This is a genomic window from Micavibrio sp. TMED2 (assembly GCA_002168225.1).
Taxonomy (GTDB): Bacteria; Pseudomonadota; Alphaproteobacteria; order TMED2; family TMED2; genus TMED2.
Window position 1 is genome coordinate 1,005,708 of record NHBH01000001.1, and the last position, 17,689, is coordinate 1,023,396.

General features: G+C 58.6%; 16 protein-coding genes. 9 read left to right on the forward strand and 7 right to left on the reverse strand.

All coding sequences use genetic code 11. The annotated features are described in order from the left end of the window. Positions 1-64 precede the first annotated feature (64 nt). On the forward strand, positions 65-1,270 hold the full coding sequence (locus tag CBB62_04805; GenBank protein ID OUT42647.1) for a peptidase M16: 1,206 nt from the start codon (positions 65-67) through the stop codon (positions 1,268-1,270). Positions 1,271-1,382: 112 nt separating this feature from the next. After that, positions 1,383-1,964 (forward strand): hypothetical protein, encoded by a 582-nt coding sequence (locus CBB62_04810; GenBank protein OUT42648.1) that lies wholly within the window; start codon positions 1,383-1,385, stop codon positions 1,962-1,964. A gap of 19 nt (positions 1,965-1,983) precedes the next feature. Here the strand turns inward: CBB62_04810 and CBB62_04815 are convergent, their stop codons facing one another. Continuing rightward, the gene (locus CBB62_04815; GenBank protein OUT42649.1) at positions 1,984-2,559 is read right to left on the reverse strand and encodes a hypothetical protein; all 576 of its coding nucleotides are present in this window, start codon (positions 2,557-2,559) and stop codon (positions 1,984-1,986) included. A gap of 243 nt (positions 2,560-2,802) precedes the next feature. Between CBB62_04815 and CBB62_04820 the strand changes: the two genes are divergently transcribed. After that, on the forward strand, positions 2,803-3,303 hold the full coding sequence (locus tag CBB62_04820) for a peroxiredoxin (GenBank protein ID OUT41651.1): 501 nt from the start codon (positions 2,803-2,805) through the stop codon (positions 3,301-3,303). A 22-nt stretch (positions 3,304-3,325) separates the two neighbouring features. On the opposite strand, the gene CBB62_04825 is transcribed toward CBB62_04820, so the two are convergent. The 3 genes from CBB62_04825 to CBB62_04835 form a co-directional block, all read right to left on the reverse strand. Further along, positions 3,326-3,811, reverse strand: a complete 486-nt coding sequence (locus CBB62_04825) for a ribonuclease HI (GenBank protein OUT41652.1) — start codon at positions 3,809-3,811, stop codon at positions 3,326-3,328. A gap of 6 nt (positions 3,812-3,817) precedes the next feature. After that, positions 3,818-4,795, reverse strand: coding sequence for a homoserine kinase (locus tag CBB62_04830; GenBank protein ID OUT42650.1), 978 nt, complete (start codon positions 4,793-4,795; stop codon positions 3,818-3,820). 77 nt (positions 4,796-4,872) lie between these two features. Continuing rightward, positions 4,873-5,832, reverse strand: a complete 960-nt coding sequence (locus CBB62_04835; protein ID OUT41653.1) for a 4-hydroxy-3-methylbut-2-enyl diphosphate reductase — start codon at positions 5,830-5,832, stop codon at positions 4,873-4,875. A gap of 93 nt (positions 5,833-5,925) precedes the next feature. Here CBB62_04835 and CBB62_04840 point away from each other — a divergent pair, with 93 nt between their 5' ends. Beyond that, entirely contained in the window at positions 5,926-6,555 is a 630-nt protein-coding gene (locus CBB62_04840; protein ID OUT41654.1) for a hypothetical protein, read from the forward strand. 8 nt (positions 6,556-6,563) lie between these two features. Here the strand turns inward: CBB62_04840 and CBB62_04845 are convergent, their stop codons facing one another. Together CBB62_04845 and CBB62_04850 are read right to left on the reverse strand one after the other, a co-directional pair. Then, positions 6,564-7,454 carry a hypothetical protein gene (locus CBB62_04845; GenBank protein OUT41655.1) on the reverse strand — a complete coding sequence of 297 codons (891 nt, stop codon included), beginning with the start codon at positions 7,452-7,454 and terminating at the stop codon, positions 6,564-6,566. 130 nt (positions 7,455-7,584) lie between these two features. Beyond that, positions 7,585-8,946, reverse strand: a complete 1,362-nt coding sequence (locus CBB62_04850; GenBank protein OUT41656.1) for a hypothetical protein — start codon at positions 8,944-8,946, stop codon at positions 7,585-7,587. A 301-nt stretch (positions 8,947-9,247) separates the two neighbouring features. Between CBB62_04850 and CBB62_04855 the strand changes: the two genes are divergently transcribed. Further along, positions 9,248-10,609: a hypothetical protein gene (locus CBB62_04855; GenBank protein OUT41657.1), complete on the forward strand. Its 1,362-nt coding sequence runs from the start codon at positions 9,248-9,250 to the stop codon at positions 10,607-10,609. Here CBB62_04855 and CBB62_04860 read toward each other — a convergent pair. Next, on the reverse strand, positions 10,606-11,190 hold the full coding sequence (locus CBB62_04860; GenBank protein ID OUT41658.1) for a hypothetical protein: 585 nt from the start codon (positions 11,188-11,190) through the stop codon (positions 10,606-10,608). The genes CBB62_04855 and CBB62_04860 overlap by 4 nt on opposite strands. A gap of 559 nt (positions 11,191-11,749) precedes the next feature. On the opposite strand from CBB62_04860, the gene CBB62_04865 reads away from it, so the two are divergent. The 4 genes from CBB62_04865 to CBB62_04880 all read left to right on the forward strand — a co-directional run bounded on the left by CBB62_04865 (position 11,750) and on the right by CBB62_04880 (position 17,685). After that, entirely contained in the window at positions 11,750-13,486 is a 1,737-nt protein-coding gene (locus CBB62_04865; protein ID OUT41659.1) for a dicarboxylate--CoA ligase PimA, read from the forward strand. Positions 13,487-13,611: 125 nt separating this feature from the next. Beyond that, a complete protein-coding gene (locus tag CBB62_04870) occupies positions 13,612-14,040 on the forward strand; it encodes a MerR family transcriptional regulator (protein OUT41660.1) in 429 nt (142 codons plus the stop codon). Between the two features lie 114 nt (positions 14,041-14,154). After that, on the forward strand, positions 14,155-15,306 hold the full coding sequence (locus CBB62_04875) for an acetyl-CoA acetyltransferase (GenBank protein OUT41661.1): 1,152 nt from the start codon (positions 14,155-14,157) through the stop codon (positions 15,304-15,306). Between the two features lie 54 nt (positions 15,307-15,360). Next, positions 15,361-17,685, forward strand: coding sequence for a 3-hydroxyacyl-CoA dehydrogenase (locus CBB62_04880; protein ID OUT41662.1), 2,325 nt, complete (start codon positions 15,361-15,363; stop codon positions 17,683-17,685). Positions 17,686-17,689: the final 4 nt, after the last annotated feature.

Genomic DNA, 17,689 nt, shown 5'->3' on the forward strand with positions numbered 1-17,689 from the left:
ACAGCCTTCCGAAACCGTACGTCTCACTCGCCTGGCTAATGGCGTACGGGTGATTTCCGATGCCATGCCCGGTCTGGGCACGGTCTCTGTCGGCATCTGGGTTGCCACCGGCGCCCGCTATGAGCCTGAGTTTCTCAATGGTGCTGCCCATATGCTCGAGCATATGGTGTTCAAGGGTACGGCCACCCGTTCCGCCATCCAGATCGCCAGCGATATCGAGGCGGTGGGTGGTCAGATGAACGCGTACACCACCCGCGATACCACGGCCTTCTATGTCCGTCTGCTGTCCGGCGATCTGCCGCTGGCCGTGGATGTGCTGAGCGATCTGTTGCTGGCCCCGACTCTTGATCCGACCGAGCTTGACCGCGAACGGCAGGTGATCATTCAGGAAATCGGCATGACCGAGGACACGCCGGATGATCTGATCCATGACCTGTTTCAGGGGCAGGCCTACCCGGGGCAGGCACTTGGCCGTCCGATCCTCGGCAGCCGCGAGACCGTGCGCTCGATCAGCCGCGATGCTTTGCGCGATTACCTGTCACGCAACTATGCCGCCGGACGACTGGTTATCGCTGCGGCCGGTGACGTGGATCACGAAGCCTTTGTCGATATGGTCGGCGAGCGTTTCGGCGATCTGCCGGACCGCGAGGGCTTTGACATGGCACTGGCGGATTATCGCGGCGGCGACCTGCGCCGGGAAGATGATCTCGAGCAGCTGCATTTCATGCTTGGCTTTGATTCCGTCGGGCCGAAGGACCCGCAGTTTCAGGCCAGCAACGTGCTGAGCAACCTGCTCGGTGGCGGCATGTCATCGCGGTTGTTTCAGGAAGTGCGGGAGAAGCGCGGGCTGGTCTATTCCGTCTACAGCTTCGTCAATCCGTCAATCGACAGCAGCCTGTTCTCGATCTATGCCGGTACCGGCCCGGATCAGATCGAAGAGCTGGTCGGCGTCGTCTGTGACGAGTTGCTGAAACTCAGCCATGATTTGACCGAAGAGGAAATCCAGCGCGCCAAGGCACAGGCACAGGCCGGGCAGATGCTGGCACTGGAAAACAGCATGGCGCGGGCGGAATACTGGGCCAACAACATGCTGACATTTGACGAACCGATCCTGCCGGATGCGATCATGGCCGAGGTCGATGCGGTCAGCCGTGATGAGCTGCTGGCGCTCAGCCGTCGTATCCTGTCGTCCAGACCGACTGTGACGGCGCTTGGTAAACTGAAGGGGCTTGAGGAGTATGACCGGATCCAAGCTCGCCTCGCCGCCTGATCTGCATTATCGGAAACCCGGTGCAACATCAGTCTGGCGTACCCTGTCGAGCCTCCCGGCGCGGCTGTTGGCCAAACCGCCAACCGATCCGCGCCAGCGTGCGGTGGTGGCCATGGACCGGGTATTGCTCGCCCCGCCCCAGCCCGAGGATTATCGGCAATGGGCCGATCTGCGTCGGGAAAGCCGCGCGTTTCTGGAGCCTTGGGAGCCTGTCTGGCCCAATGATGCCCTGAGCCGGGCCGGTTTTGTCCGGCGGATCAGCTATCAGTGTCAGGAATGGAATGCCGACCGGTCCTATCACCTGATGATCTGGCGGACCGAGGATGCGGCGCTGCTCGGCGGCATCGCCATGACCAATATCCGTCGCGGTGTGGCGCAGGCCGGTATGGTCGGCTATTGGCTCGGTCAGCAATTCACCGGACAGGGCTATATGGCCGAGGCGCTGGCCGCTGCCATTGATTTCGGCTTCACCGATCTGGGTCTGAACCGGATCGAGGCGGCAACCATGCCCCATAACGAGGCCAGCCGCCGGTTGCTGATGCGCGCCGGTTTTGCCGAGGAGGGGGTTGCCAGCGATTACCTGAAGATCGCCGGTGAATGGCAGGATCATGTGCTCTATGGCCTGCCACGCCGCCGCTGGGCACCGGGTGGCAATACTGCCAGCATCCATACTGGCGACCCTGATTTTATCTAAAACATTGGCTTGTCAGCGATCAGGCGTGTCCGGCCTCGCCGGAGAGGCGGAACGGATCGAAACCGAGCAGGCCGATGGCCCGGTCCCATTTGGTCTCGTTATCGGCATCGAAGATCAGTGAGGTCTCCGCCGGTACCACGAGCCAGCCATTATCCTGAATTTCCATATCGAGCTGTCCCGGACCCCAACCGGCGTAGCCGAGGGCGAACAGGCTGTTTTCCGGCCCGCTCTCATCGGCCAGCGCACGCAGAATGTCGACGGTGGCGGTCAGGGCGATGCCATCATCCACCTCCTGCGTATCCTCAACCCTGAAATCGGTGGAATGCAGCAGGAACCCGCGACCGGTCTCGACCGGACCACCGGCATGGACCGGCTGGTTGGCGAGGTGGATGGTGCTGGTGATGCCGAGCTGATCGAGAATATCCGGGAACTGCAGGGTATCGAGCGTCTTGTTGATGACGAGACCCATGGCCCCTTCGGTATCATGGACACAGAGATAAATGACGGTTTTGGCGAAGCGTGGATCGCCCATGCTCGGCATGGCGATCAGGAACTGGCCTGCAAGTGAGTGGCCGGTATTGCGGCTTGCGCCCATACTGCCGGTCTTGTCATGCCCCATACCCGTTCTCCCGTTCGATCATCGCTCACGGTAAATGCTACCCGTTAACTTGTGACATTGCTACCACAAGAAAAGATTGGGCTTTGAGCATCACCGATCCGACTTAGGGCTGGTATGCGGGGGAATGACGCACTAGATTTACCGGCAAGGGCAGTCCCGCATCCATGGTGAGGCTGCATTTTCCGTATGATTTCCCACGCTATTCCAAGGAACTGACAGATGATCCAACCCGGTGATCGTATTCCCGCCGTCAGCCTTCGCGTTCTGACCGACGAAGGTATTGATACCATTGAAACCACTGATGTTTTTGCTGGCAAGCAAATGGTGCTGTTCGGTGTGCCCGGTGCCTTCACCCCGACCTGTTCGGCCCAGCATCTGCCAAGCTATCTGAAGAACCTCGACGCGCTTGCGGAAAAGGGGATCGATGGGGTTGCCTGCGTCGCGGTCAATGATCCTTTTGTTATGAAAAACTGGTCAGATACCTCCGGTGCCGCCGGTCGGGTGACCATGCTGCCCGATGGTAACGCTGAATTGATCAAGGCAATGGGCCTCGAAATGGACGGCAGCGGCTTTGGCCTCGGCATCCGCTCCCAGCGCTTTGCCGCTGTTATCAAGGACGGCGTTGTCGAGTATATCGCGGTTGAAGAGCCGGGTGCTTACGAAGTGTCCAGCGCCGAAGCGATCCTCAAGCACATGAGCGGTGAAACCGTCGCGGCCTGATCGGCGGCTGTCGGATAGTCAATCAGTCAACGGCGCGCTTGAACGGCGCGCCGTTTGTTTTTGCCTCCTGCGCACCAGTTACGGCGAGCTGGTCAACCCGCTCGTTTTCCGGGTGGCCGGAATGGCCGCGTACCCAGTGCCAGCGCACATCATGCTGGCGGTCGAGGGCATCGAGACGCTCCCACAGATCGGCATTGGGGATCGGCTTGCCCTTCTTCTGCCAGCCTTTCGCCTTCCAGCCGTGCCGCCATTCATTCATGCCCTTCTGGACATATTGGCTGTCGGTATAGAGGTCGACGGAAACGCCGTTGCGGGTGAGGGCGGCCAGTGCCTCGATAGCGGCGGTCAGCTCCATGCGGTTGTTGGTGGTCTGTGGATCACCACCGAGCAGTTCTTTCTCCACATCGCCCTTGCGCAACAGGGCACCCCAGCCGCCGGGGCCGGGATTGCCCGAGCAGGCACCATCGGTGAATATCTCAACGCTGTTTTTGGCCGGTGTTCCGCTCACTGATGCTCAATCCGACATTGCGGTTTCGAGACCATAGGCGGCGAGGCTGTCCACCTGCTGATGGAACTTCATCTTGCGCCAGTATTCGAGCGGGTCTTTCGGGGTCACCATCGCGCCCGGCGGATGGTTGAGCCAGTCATAGAGGCGGGTCAACAGGAAGCGCAGGGCGCTGCCGCGTGCCAGTATCGGGATCGCCGCCAGTTCCTGTCTGGTCAGGGGGCGGACCTTGTTGTATTCGCGCAGGAACCGCCGGGCCTTGGTCACATTGAAGGATAGGTCAAGTTCAAAGCACCAGGCGTTCAGACAGATGGCAATGTCATAGGCCAGTTGGTCATTGCAGGCGAAATAGAAGTCGATGAAGCCGGAGAGTTCTTCTTTCTGGAAGAAGACATTGTCCGGGAACAGGTCGCCGTGAATGACGCCCTGCGGCAGGTCGGTGGGCCAGCATTCGGCGAGGAAGTCGAGTTCTGCGGCAATGTCCTGCGCCAGACCGTCCTGTACCTCATCCGCGCGGGCGGCACAGGCATCGGCGAGGCGTTTCCACTCAACCGGGCCGAAATTGTTCGGCAGGGTCAGCTCGAACCCCTCGGTTGCGAGGTGCATCTGGGCCAGCGCCGTGCCGAGGCCGGAGCAGTGATGCGGTAAAATCCGCCGTGGCCACATGCCGGGCAGAAACGAAATAACTGCCGCCGGACGATCGCAAAGGCGACGCAGGCTCTTGCCATCTTTAGCGGCAATCGGGGTTGGACAGGGAAAGCCCTTGGCCGCGAGGTGCTCCATCAGGCCGACAAAGAAGGGCAGGTCCTCTTCCCGGACGCGCTTTTCATACAGGGTCAGGATATGCGGACCGGCAGCCGTCACCACGAGGTAGTTGGAGTTCTCAACCCCCTCGGCGATGCCTTTGCACGAGATCACATCGCCCAGATCATATTGATCGAAAAAGGCGGCAAGCTCTTCATCTGTTACGTCGGTATATACGGCCATGGCTTCGCTGGTACCGGGTTCACGGCGATGCGTCAACCGTCAGCTTGTTTCGGCACCTCAGAAGAGGGCACGAAAGATCAGGCGGGAATGCGTTCGAGCTCGCGGGGCAGTCTGAAGATCACATCTTCAAGCGGGCCGCTGGTTTCGGTCATGGAAATATCGAAGCGCTGGCGCAGGTTGTCGATGATTTCCTGTACCAGATGTTCAGGTGCAGAGGCTCCGGCGGTCAGGCCCAGTGTCTTGACGCCATCAAGCCATGCCCAGTCAATCGCGCTGACATCGGCCACGAGATAGGCTGCCGGTGCGCCGTATCCCTTGGCAGTTTCAACCAGCCGGTTGGAGTTGGAGGAATTGGCGGCTCCGACCACCAGCACCAGATCGGCGCGTTTCGCGATTGCCTTGATCGCCTGCTGCCGGTTGGTGGTGGCGTAGCAGATGTCTTCTGATTTCGGGGCCAGAATATCCGGGAAGCGGTTGTGCAGGGCGGTCACGATGCTGGCGGTATCATCAACCGAGAGCGTGGTCTGGGTGATAAAGGCCAGCTGCCGGTCGGCGGGCAGGTTGGTCAGGGCCTCGACATCCTCTGCGGTTTCCACCAGCGTCATGTGACCGGGTGGCACCTGACCCATGGTGCCGACCACTTCCGGGTGACCGGCATGGCCGACCAGCAGGATGTGATAACCGCGATTGATCAGGTGCTCTGCCTTCTTGTGCACCTTGGTCACCAGCGGGCAGGTGGCGTCAAAGCTGATCAGCTTCAGGCGCTCAGCCTGTTCCGGAACCGATTTCGCAACGCCGTGGGCAGAGAAGATGACCCGTTCGCCGCTCGGGACCTCATCGAGTTCCTTGACGAAGATCGCACCAAGACCCTCAAGGCGCTCGACCACATGGCGATTATGCACGATCTGATGCCGGACATAGATTGGCGCGCCATATTTCTCCAGCGCGTTCTCGACCATGGAAATGGCCCGGTCAACGCCCGCGCAGAAGCCGCGCGGATTGGCCAGAAGTACGGATAGGTGCTGGGTTTCTCTCATAATCGATCATTCGGTTTTCGTGTTTCCCTGCCTGATAAACTGGCGAATGAATGCAGAAGTCAACAGATGGGTTCTTGTCGCAGCCATGCACATATGATTACTGTGCGCCGCACCACCCTGTCTGCCGGTGACAATCAGCCGGTTCATCGCACAACGGATATAGTCATGCTGTCCCAGTCTCGCCGCATCTTTCGGCAATTTCGTGCCCTCAATGTGCTCATGTCCGGGCTTGTGGCGCTGATGGTGCTGGCTGCCTGTACCAGTGCCGATGATGATCCGCGTGCCTGTCCACGGGTGGCGATCCTCGATGATGCCGCCAATGTCACCGTGTTCAACGAGCCGGGCGCGGTTGACCTGACCGATGTGGTGGCGCGGGCAGCGCTGTCGAATATCCGTGGTGGTTGCGAGTATTTCGATGAAGAGGTCGATGTAACCTTCGATGTGACCCTGAGCGCGGAGCGCGGTGCGGCGCTGAGCGGCAACCAGACCAGCTTCGACTACTTCGTCACCATTCTCGACCCGGCTGGCATCGTGATCGCCAAACAGATTTTCCGGACCCCGGTTGTGTTTCCCGAGGGCGTGTTCCGTGCCGGTGCGCTTGAGAGCCTCGAGCAGACGATCCCGCTGCCGGTGGAAGGGGCCGATGCCCGCGATTACAGCATCCTGCTCGGTTTCCAGCTGACGCCGGAGCAGGTCAAATACAACCGTCGCAGCCGTCGCTGATCGATCGGTTACAGATCGTCATACAGCATGGCGATTTCCGGCAGCCGGACCTCTGCCAATGCCCGGAAATGTAAGTCGAGATAGCTCATATTGACGCCTGAACTCACGGTTTCGCCCGCCACGCGATAAAAGCTGGTATGGGTCTCGAACGGATCGATCCCGCCATTACGCTCGATGCTGACGGCCTGAATCAGCCAGGCCAGCTGGTGACCGCGATCGCTTGCGTCCAACTCCTGCAATGACATTTTGAACAACTGCTGCCATTCGACGATGCCCGCGATATTGCCGAGATAGCGGCAGGCGTTGCGTGCGCGTTGCAGGGCGACGCTCTGGTCCGTGTTGTCATTGTTGCCATCGCCGGGTTGCTCAGGCCCCGGATTGGCCCGATAGAACCGGACCAGCAGGTCGAGAATGGCCATCCGATAAGGCGGTGAGGTCAGGCTCAACAGCTCCGCACCACCATAGACGAGGCCATGCAGCGGGGTTTTGTAGTCCTGCCAGTGATGATCCCTGGTCAGGCCCAGCGGGTTGTTGTGCGCGATATGCTCGCGGTCGAAGCGACCGCCGCGCCAGGCACTGCGCGGCTTGCCGTCCAGATCGGTGCTGTGTTCGTTCAGGGCGGTGATGATCCGCAACTGGTCACGGTGCTGCTGGGCCGCCAGCAGGCGGTTGTCCAGTTCAGCCAATGTCTCGTTTTCATCGGAAAACAGGCTGTCCATGCGGTCGAGATATTCCGACTGCAGTTTGAACAGCGCGTGTATTTTCTCTCTGTCGTGATTGGACATCATGCCGGGCAGCTGAATATCCGCCCGGTCTTCCTGCCCGTTTTCTGCGGCCCCGTTTTGATCGGTTGGCCGAGACGATGATCCACCACGCAGCAGCGCCTGGATATTGTCCATGTTTACCCCCACATTTGCCTCGACAGCAGTTGCCGCCAAACAGCTGACTTCCCCAAGACGACTGTTATGGAACTAGTGTAACGTATACCTGACGTATTGGGCAACTGAATAAGACGCGATGATTTGCGGCCTATTCAGCGGTTTCCACATCGCTGGCAAGGTTGGTATGCCCGCGTTGCCGCATCACTCGCAAGCGTCTGGCCAATGTAACCAGACTGCCATCCTTATCGAGGCTTGACTGGTCCCAGCCCTTGACCGCGGAAACGCAGCGCGACATGGCGTTGATCTCGTCACAGAAGATCAGCGCGGTCAGTACCCGGAGATTGGTCACGCCGGTGGCGGCCAGATCATGGGTACGCTGGACCAACCCCTTCCAGATCGGGCTGATCAGCAGGCTGAGGGCAATGACCGAGATCGCCAGCGCATAGCCGTTTTCATCGATGATCTCGGAACTCAGCCCGGCGGCGGCGAGGACGAAGGAGAACTCACCCACCTGTCCGAGCAGGGCACCGGCGGCAAAGGATTTACCCCAGCATTCACCCATGGCGCGCAATGACAGGATGTTGATGAAGGTCTTGAGCAAGGTCGCAGCAATCAGGCAGCCGAGCACCAGTTGCCAGTTCTCCTGAATGAAGGGCAGGTCGATCAACAGGCCGATGGACAGGAAGAAGACCAGCAGCAGACAGGTTTCAATCGGCTTGATCGATTTCCAGATCGGTGCCCGCACATTGGAGTTGCCGAGGATCAGCCCGGCCAGAAACGCACCATAGGCAGCGGACATGCCAAGCAGGCCACTAGCGGTTGCCACGCCGAAACAGGCGGCGAGAGCGGCAATCGGGGCCATGTCCTCACGCTCGGTGATCTGCTCGAGGAAGGGCAGCCTGACCCGCTCGCGCCGTGACAGGAACCAGATGACGATGCCGAGAGTGACACCGGCGCCACCGAGTTTGAGCAGGATGCTCGGATCAAACCCGCCGCGGCCGAGGTCGCCGATAATCAGCAGCATCGGCACAACCGCCAGATCCTGTGCGATCAGTACGCCGACCGCGGTCCGGCCAAGCTGGGTGCGCAACTCGCCCACATCCTCAAGGATTTTGATGACGACCGCCGTGCTCGACAGCGACATGATGAAGCCGGCGAGAATGGCCTGGTTCATCGAGAGATCGAAGAGATAGGAAAAGCCGCCCGCGACCAGCAGGGACAGGGTTATCTGCAGACAGGCGGTACCAACAGCGACGCCGAGCACGCTCTTGAACGAGCGGAGCGACAGCTCCATGCCGATGACGAACAGCAGCATGATAACGCCCAGATCGGCGAGCAGGCGGACAATGGCGGTATCCTCGACCAGTCCGAAACCGGTCGGTCCGAGGGCAACACCGGCCAGAATATAGCCGACAATCGCCGGTTGTCGGAGCCGGGTCATGAGCAGGCCAAAGCTGAGGGCAACGAGAATGACGAGGGTGAGGGCCGTCAGGTCCGCATACTTTTCCATTAAAGTCCTTCTTCTGTGAATAAATGGGTTTCTGTTAATCAATTGGTTTCTGTGAATCGATAGCGCATCGCTGCAAATTCAGTTGAGAAATATTCAACTGAGGCAGGCTGCCAAATGGGCTGCAGCGGGCATTTTCGGGTCACATGAAATTGATAACCTGCATATGTGGCAAAATGATGAAAGTTCAACCGGCAACCGTCAGAAAAAATCTTTGTTTTCAGGTGTTTTTGCCGATTTGGCGTTTTGGGGACAACTGAGGGCTTAACGGCTCGTTAGGAATTGCGGCGATAGACTTGGCCGGATGTTTTTTGGCTCTGTTTTACCCGTGTTACCCGATATGTGGCTGATCTGTTCTCTCCTCCTGATTGGCGCGCTGGTTTTTGTCCTGTGGTATCGACAGGATGTCTGGCCAGCGCAGCGTCTGCGCCGGGCCCTCGATATGACCCCGGACGGCGTCTATCTGTGCGATGCCGATGGCCGGGTTGCCTATATGAATGCACCTCAGGCTGAAATTGCCGGGCTGCCGTCGCGCAAGCATGCCGTCGGGCTGCATTATACCGAGATTTTTGGCGACCATGCCGCGGATCAGGTCAGGGCCGAGATTGCAACGGCGTTGTCCAGCCTGCATGAGTGGTCGGGCATCGTCGCGGGTGAGCAGACGCGAACCGCCAACCGGTACCGGGTCAGTCTGCGTCTGTTGCCCGATGGCTGGATGATCGGCTATTCGGCACCGCTGATGGTGCCGCGTGATGCAGCCGAGCCGGTAAAACCCGTTGAGTTTGCTTCCCGCCGCAGTCACGGCATTGACATGCTGGCCAGCGGTATCGCCCATGATTTCAACAATATGCTGGCGCCGATCATGGGCTATTCCTCAATGCTCGCCGAGGCTTTGCCGTCCGGGTCCGAGGAACAGCAATTTGCCAGCACGATCTACAGCAGCACCCAGCGGGCAACTGAGTTCGTGGCCCAGATCGTTGCCTTTTCCGACAATGATAATGACTGCGACCGGATCAGACCCAACGATATCATTCAGTCTGTCTGCGATCTCACCACCGCCATGCCCCGTATTGTCGGCGACATACAGGAAGGGGCCGGTCCTGACGGTGACAATGGCAATGACGATGCGGTGATGCCGGGCATCATCTACACGCCACTTGCGGCAAAGGGAACCGCGCTTCGGACGGCTGTGGGTTTTGAACAGATAAACCGGCTCTGTCAGTTGCTTGTGCGGGAAGGTTGCAGCTGCCTTGGCACCCCATTCGGCACGATCAGAATCGCCCTTGAGGCAATACAGGCTGATCCGCTGATCAGCTATTTTCCGGTGCGGCTGAATAACGGGCCATTCTACGGATTGCGGGTTCACGAGACGCCAGATCCGGACAGTATGGCGTTCCTCTACGGTGCCTTGAGTCAGCCATACTGGTTCAACAAGCCATATGCGCTGATCGAGATAACATGCCATGGCGATGGCTTGTCACCGGCGGTGGTACAGGCCGCATTTGGTGGTAATGGCGCTGATAATGCCGGTAAAGCAGGGCAACAGGCCGCATTCACTGAGATTGCGGGCATGCTCATGGATCTGAACGCGCTGTTGCGGATCGATACCCGCCCGGGGTTCGGCACCAGCTTTGGTCTGCTGCTGCCGCTTTGTCTTGAAAATTAAAGTCTGGTTTCGATCCAGTTGGCTTCCCGGCCCTTGGGTGCCGGTACGACTTTCATGCTGACTTTCTGGCCCGGCTCGAGACTACCGAGGCCGCAACGGCGCAAGACGCTCTTGTGCACGAAGATGTCTTTTTCCCCGTCATCGGGAACGATGAAGCCGAAGCCTTTTTCAGGGTTGAACCATTTGACGGTGCCGCCCAGATCGGTGCCCTCGGCTTCTTCATAGGAACTGGGGCCGCCATCATAACGGTCGTGATTGTCATAGCCGCCATGGTGATGGTGCCCGCCGCCGCTGCCACCGCCGCCGAATGACGGTCTGCCGCCGGGTGAGGTGTTGAAACCGCCACCAGCCTGTGGTGTGCCATGGCTGAGCACCTCGTAGATTTCCTCTACCACCGGTCCTTTTGGTCCGTTGCCGAGTCGGCAGCGGATTTCCATATCCGGATTTACCGATGTAATTCCGGCCTGTTGAACCGCAGAGATATGTAAAAAGGCATCCCGGTCAGCGCCATCAATCTTTACGAAACCGAAGCCTTTTTCAGAATTGAACCATTTAACTTGTGCATTCTCACCAGACACGATGCAGGACCTCTAAGCAAACAAAGTCAACAAGCAGCAAGGGTGTCGGGTTTCGGGAACGTGCCTTACCCATGTGCCACGCTTTGGTGGCGCTCTCCATTGCCATGCCAATATTCTGTCAGCATCGGGTGCTGATCATACCGCGTTTTGGCGTCAGAATCAGGTCTAGATTTTATGATCCCGCAGATTCTTCTCAGTTGAAATTATCCCCCTTTCCAGCCAACCAGCGGCTAAGCCGCAGTATTGCTTGCTATCAGCGGTTGTGCTGCCGGTTGTTACTCGCCATATTTGTTGCGAATTATTTGCAACTCAGTTCTGCCCGGTCTTGCGCAGAAAACCGATTGATTGCGGCACCAAACCCTTTAATGATGATGGGGCTATGGGAGTTTACGTAACCGTAAGTTGCTGTAGTATCTGATTTTACCGGCGGTCATCGGTCGCCGGGTTCCAGTCTGAACCATTATGATCTCGGAAATATAACCGGGGCGGATAAAAAAACAGGTCAGGCTGCAGGTGAATTTCAGGTGTTGAACGGACACCGTCTCTTGGGAGGAGATAGAACATGACCGATCAAAGCATCACGCAAGGTGCTGAGGATGCGGTTGCCGCCAAGGTGACCTCGTCCCGGACATCGGCCGATCGCCCCTGGCTGGATAATTATCCCGCCGGGTGTGACTGGAACATGCCGCTGGAGCCGCGTCCGCTCTACGAGTTGGTTGAGCAGACTGCATCGCGCATCCCGAACAATGTGGCCATCAATTTTCTGGGCAAGAAATATACCTATGGCCAACTGGTTACCGCGATCAATGAAGTCGCTGCCGGATTGCAGGCGCGTGGCTTGAAGAAGGGTGACCGGATCGGCCTGTTGCTGCCGAACACGCCTTATTACATTATCCTGCATTATGCCGTGCTCAAGGCCGGTGGCGTTGTGGTCAATATCAACCCGCTTTATGCCCAGCGGGAAATCGCCAATCTCGTGCGTGACAGTGGTCTCGATATGCTTGCCACGGTCGATCTGGCGATCCTGTATGACAAGCTCACACCACTCTTGGATGAGGGGCTGAAGCAGATACTGGTCTGCCCGTTCACCGACATTCTGCCGTTCCCGAAAAACCTGCTGTTCCGCCTCATCAAGGGCAAGGAACTAGCGCGGGTGCCAAAAGATGACCGGCATGTTCGCTTTGAAGATTTGCGGCAGGTCGGCGGCAAACCGGTGCCGGTGGCGATTGATCCGGTCGAGGATGTGGCGGTGCTGCAGTATACCGGCGGTACAACGGGCATCCCAAAAGGCGCGATGCTGACCCACGCCAACCTGTATATAAACTGTCAACAATGCGTTGCCTGGTTCGACGGTGCGAAGTTTGGTCAGGAAGTCATGATGGGGGTGCTGCCCTATTTCCATGTCTTCGCCATGACTGCCTCAATGAATCTGGGAATTTCATTTGGTGCAGAGCTGGTGCTGCTGCCGAAATTTGAGCTGATCGGGCTGCTGAAGGCTATTCAGAAGCACAAAGTTACCCTGTTCCCGGCCGTGCCTGCTATCTATACCGCGATCAATAACGCGCCGGACCTCAAATCATATGATCTCTCAACGATCCGCTTGTGTATTTCCGGTGGCGCGCCCCTGCCGCTTGAGGTGAAGCAGCGGTTCGAGAGCACGACCGGCTGTACGCTTGAGGAAGGCTACGGTCTTACCGAAACCTCGCCGGTTGCCTCCATGAACCCGCTCAACGGTACCAGCAAGGCCGGATCAATCGGCCTGCCGGTACCGGGCACAACCATCGAGATCGTCTCGCTTGAGGATCGGGAAACCATCCTGCCGCTGGGTGAGGTGGGTGAGGTCTGCATCCGTGGTCCGCAGGTCATGAAGGGTTATTGGCGGCGCGATGATGCCACCGCCGATACCCTGAAGGACGGGCGGTTGCACACGGCCGATGTCGGCTATACCGATGAGCAGGGCTATACCTTCATCGTTGACCGGCTGAAGGACATGATTCTGGTCAATGGCTACAATGTCTATCCGCGCAATATCGAAGAGGCGATCTATCTCCACCCGGCGGTGGAGGAGTGCGTTGTCGCCGGTATCCCCGATCCCAAGCGTGGTGAAGTGCCGAAGGCATGGATCAAGCTCAAGGACGGCTCGTCCCTTGACTATGATGGTTTGAAGGCATTTCTCGGTGACAAGCTCTCGCCGATCGAGTTGCCGCGCAAGGTTGAGTTCCGGAACGAACCTTTGCCAAAAACGTTGATTGGGAAATTATCCCGGAAAGACCTTGTTGAGCAGGAAGCCAGGCAATAATCTGCAACAGATTTCTGTTGCCAAATCTATCGACTTTACGTAAACGTAAGGTGTTGAGTACTTGCTGATTGTGAGGGTGTGCACTACACAGCCCGTTATGTCGGCAAATAACAGAAGGCCACCCGATGTCCATCGGCAATAATATCAACTGGCACGAGCAAAACGAGAAGGGCGATGGCCGCACATTCTCTATCGGTCAATTGGCCGAAGAGTTTGGCGTTACCCATCGCACCATTCGCTTCTATGAGGATGAGGGGCTGATCGCCCCGGCACGACGCGGCACCACCCGGATTTATTCCCATGGCGATCGTGGTCGTCTTGCGCTGATCCTGCGCGGCAAACGCCTCGGTTTCTCTATCTCTGAAATCAAAGAGTTTCTTGATCTATACACGGTCGATGCCAATCAGGCCGAACAGATGCGCTACGCCCATGCCCGCGCGCAGGAACGGCTGCTGCTGCTCGACCAGCAGATGGCGGATCTGGAGCAGACGCGCACCGAACTGCGTGAGATCGAGCAACAGATTGCCGACCATCTGGCGAAAACCGGTGGTTGATATATCCAGCATGGCCGGAAGTCGTTGAGAGCGCCCCATCTCTGACGCAGCAAACGGTTCCCGGTCCCAATAAACGCAAAACAACAAGAACACGCGACTTCGAGGAACAACACCATGGCACCCAATCCCGACCAGACCCCTGTCATTGCGGGTTATGTCCGTACCCCATTCCATTTCGCCAAGAAGGGCGCGCTCGCCAAGGTGCGCCCAGATGATCTCGCCGTGGTCGCGATCAAGGCGCTGGTGGCGAAAACCGGTGTGAAGCCCGAGGATATCGAGGATCTGCTGCTTGGCTGTGCCTTCCCGGAAGGTGAGCAGGGCATCAATATCGCCCGTGCTGTCGCACTTCTCGCCGGTTTGCCTAAATCGGTCGGCGGGGCCACCCTCAACCGCTGGTGTGCCTCTTCCATGAGTACGATCCATATGGCAGCGGGCAGCATCGCTGCTGGCAGTGGGCAGGTGTTTATTGCCGGTGGGGTTGAGAGCATGACCCGCGTGCCCATGGGCGGCTTCAACCCGATGCCGAACCCGGCAATGGATAAGGGTGATCTCGCCGCCTATATGTCCATGGGGCTGACGGCGGAGAATGTCGCCAAGAAATACCAGATCAGCCGTGCGGATCAGGAAGCATTCGCGGTCAACTCCCATATGAAGGCGGCCAAGGCCTGGGCTGACGGCAACTATGCCGACGAGGTCACCTCGGTTGATGCCAATGGCGTAACCGTGGACAAGGATGGCTGTGTCCGTCCTGATACCAATGCCGAGGCGCTCGCCGGTCTGAAGCCCGCCTTCGATGCCGAAGGCTCGGTTACCGCCGGTACCTCATCACCTCTGACCGATGGTGCCACCGCCACGCTGGTCACCTCTGAAGGCTATGCCAAGGCCAATGGCCTGCCGGTGCTGGCCCGGATCAAGGGCATGGCGGTTACCGGCTGTGAGCCTGCAATCATGGGTATCGGCCCGGTCCCGGCAACCCAGAAACTGCTCGACCGTCATGGCCTCAAGGTCGATGACGTGGATATTTTCGAGCTGAACGAAGCCTTCGCCAGCCAGTCACTAGCGGTGCAGCGTGATCTCAGTATTCCTGATGAAAAGATCAATATTGATGGTGGTGCCATTGCGCTCGGCCACCCGCTCGGCGCATCCGGTGCCCGTATCACCGGCAAGGCGGCCCTGCTGCTGAAGCGTGAGGGCAAGGGGCTTGCTGTCTCGACCCTGTGTGTCGGTGGTGGTCAGGGTGTCTCAACCCTGTTGGAAGCGGTCTGATCCGGTAACCGGACAGACAGATAACCAACAGATAAAAACAGGGAGAGACAGGACATGGACATCAAGAAAGCCGCCGTTATCGGCTCCGGCGTCATGGGTATGGGTATCGCCGCCCATCTTGCCAATGCCGGGGTTGAGGTATTGTTGCTCGATATCGTGCCGGAAGGGGCCGAGGATCGGGATATTCTGGCGAAATCCGCGATCGAGAAGGCGCTCAAGACCGAACCCGCGCCGTTCATGAGCAAACGGTTCGCCAGGCTCGTGACGCCGGGCAATATTGACGATCATCTGGCGCAGATCGCCGATGTTGACTGGATTATCGAGGTCGTGATCGAACGTCTCGACATCAAATCCGCCCTGTACAAGAAGATCGATGCGGTCCGCAAACCGGGCACACTGGTTTCTTCCAACACCTCGACGATCCCACTTAAAGATCTTGTCGAGGGCCAGTCCGATGGCTTCAAGGCCGATTTCCTGATCACCCACTTCTTCAACCCGCCACGCTATCTGCGCCTGCTCGAGATCGTGGCCGGGCCGGAGAGCCGACAGGAACTGGTCGATGGCATTACGGAGTTCGGCGACCGGGCGCTCGGCAAGGCAGTAATCAAATGTAACGACACGCCGGGCTTTATCGGCAACCGGGTCGGTACGTTCTGGATGCAATCGGCGATCAACGCGACGCTCGACCTCGGCCTGACGGTCGATGAGGCGGATGCGGTTCTGTCCCGCCCCATGGGCCTGCCGAAAACGGGTGTCTTCGGCCTGCTTGATCTGGTCGGTATCGATCTGATCCCGCATATCTCGGCCAGCCTGACCAAGTCGCTGCCAGCCGATGATCAGTATGTGGTCGATAACCGCGATGTGCCGCTGATGAACAAGATGATCAGCGAGGGCTATACCGGTCGTAAGGGCAAGGGCGGTTTCTACCGTATCAACCGCGAGGGTGGCGGCAAGGTCAAGGAGAGCATCAATCTCCAGACCGGCGACTATGCCAAGAGCGAGAAAGCGCGGCTCGAAAGCGTCGATGCCGCGAAACAGGGTCTGCGCGCATTGGTCGAGCATCCCGACAAGGGCGGCCAGCTTGCCTGGCGCGTGCTCAAGGAATCTCTCGTTTATGCACTCAATCTGGTGCCTGAAATCGCCGATGATATCGTCAAGGTCGATGAGGCGATGCGCACCGGTTTCGGTCGCAAATACGGCCCGTTTGAAATGCTCGATCAGCTTGGTGTTGACTGGTTCACGGACAAGCTGAAGGAAGAGGGCATCGCCATTCCGGCCTTGCTGGAAAAAGCGGCGGGTCGGCCATTCTACAAGGTGGAGGACGGCCAGCTGTTCTTCATGACCACGGCGGGCGAATACGCGAAGGTTGAGCGGCCCGAGGGTGTTCTGCTGCTCTCCGATATCAAGCTCGCCAGCGAGCCGGTTGCGAAGAACGGTTCTGCCAGTGTCTGGGATATCGGCGATGGTGTGCTGTGCTTTGAATTCACCGGCAAGATGAACTCGCTCGATGAAAACGTCTTCCGGATGTACCAGAAGGTCATGGGCCTGATTGACGGTACGACCTACAAGGCGCTGGTGATCTATAACGAAGGCAGTAACTTCTCGGTCGGGGCCAATCTCGGCCTTGCCATGTTTGCCGCCAATATCGCCATGTGGCCGCAGGTCGAGGACAGTGTCCGGGTCGGCCAGCAAACCTACAAGGCGCTGAAATACGCGCCGTTCCCGGTGATCGGTGCGCCATCCGGCATGGCGCTCGGTGGCGGCTGTGAAATCCTGCTCCATTGCGATGCGGTTCAGGCCCATGCCGAGACCTATACCGGTCTGGTCGAGGTCGGCGTCGGGGTTATTCCCGGCTGGGGCGGTTGCAAGGAAATGCTGGCCCGTCACTTTGCCAATCCGAAACGTCCCGGCGGCCCGATGCCTGCCGTGGCACAGGTGTTTGAGACCATCGGCACCGCCACGGTGGCGAAATCCGCCATCGAGGCCAAGGAACTGCTGTATTTCCGCGCCGATGACGGTGTGACCATGAACCGGGACCGGGTGCTGTTTGATGCCAAGCAGCGCGCCCTGTCCATGGTCGATGGCTATCAGCCACCGGAGCCACCGGTCTTCAACCTGCCCGGCCCGGCTGCGGAAACCATCTTCAACACCACGGTTGACGGCTTCGCCCTGCAGGGCAAGGCAACGCCGCATGATGTGGTGGTATCTGCCCATCTCGCCCATGTGCTGAGCGGTGGCGGCAAGGATATGACTGAGGAACTGACCGAGGACGAGGTGCTCGATCTCGAGCGTGCCGAGTTCATGAAGCTGGTGCGGACCACCGGCACCCTTGACCGGATCGAGCATATGCTCACCACCGGCAAGCCGCTGCGCAACTAGAACA

Bases quoted from the DNA above. Each gene is read 5' to 3' on its own strand.
- CBB62_04805 (OUT42647.1), top strand. From the start codon at position 65: ATGCCCGGTCTGGGCACGGTCTCTGTCGGCATCTGGGTTGCCACCGGC.
- CBB62_04810 (OUT42648.1), top strand. From the start codon at position 1,383: ATGGACCGGGTATTGCTCGCCCCGCCCCAGCCCGAGGATTATCGGCAA.
- CBB62_04815 (OUT42649.1), bottom strand. From the start codon at position 2,559: ATGGGCGCAAGCCGCAATACCGGCCACTCACTTGCAGGCCAGTTCCTG.
- CBB62_04820 (OUT41651.1), top strand. From the start codon at position 2,803: ATGATCCAACCCGGTGATCGTATTCCCGCCGTCAGCCTTCGCGTTCTG.
- CBB62_04830 (OUT42650.1), bottom strand. From the start codon at position 4,795: ATGGCCGTATATACCGACGTAACAGATGAAGAGCTTGCCGCCTTTTTC.
- CBB62_04835 (OUT41653.1), bottom strand. From the start codon at position 5,832: ATGAGAGAAACCCAGCACCTATCCGTACTTCTGGCCAATCCGCGCGGC.
- CBB62_04840 (OUT41654.1), top strand. From the start codon at position 5,926: ATGATTACTGTGCGCCGCACCACCCTGTCTGCCGGTGACAATCAGCCG.
- CBB62_04845 (OUT41655.1), bottom strand. From the start codon at position 7,454: ATGGACAATATCCAGGCGCTGCTGCGTGGTGGATCATCGTCTCGGCCA.
- CBB62_04850 (OUT41656.1), bottom strand. From the start codon at position 8,946: ATGGAAAAGTATGCGGACCTGACGGCCCTCACCCTCGTCATTCTCGTT.
- CBB62_04855 (OUT41657.1), top strand. From the start codon at position 9,248: ATGTTTTTTGGCTCTGTTTTACCCGTGTTACCCGATATGTGGCTGATC.
- CBB62_04865 (OUT41659.1), top strand. From the start codon at position 11,750: ATGACCGATCAAAGCATCACGCAAGGTGCTGAGGATGCGGTTGCCGCC.
- CBB62_04870 (OUT41660.1), top strand. From the start codon at position 13,612: ATGTCCATCGGCAATAATATCAACTGGCACGAGCAAAACGAGAAGGGC.
- CBB62_04875 (OUT41661.1), top strand. From the start codon at position 14,155: ATGGCACCCAATCCCGACCAGACCCCTGTCATTGCGGGTTATGTCCGT.
- CBB62_04880 (OUT41662.1), top strand. From the start codon at position 15,361: ATGGACATCAAGAAAGCCGCCGTTATCGGCTCCGGCGTCATGGGTATG.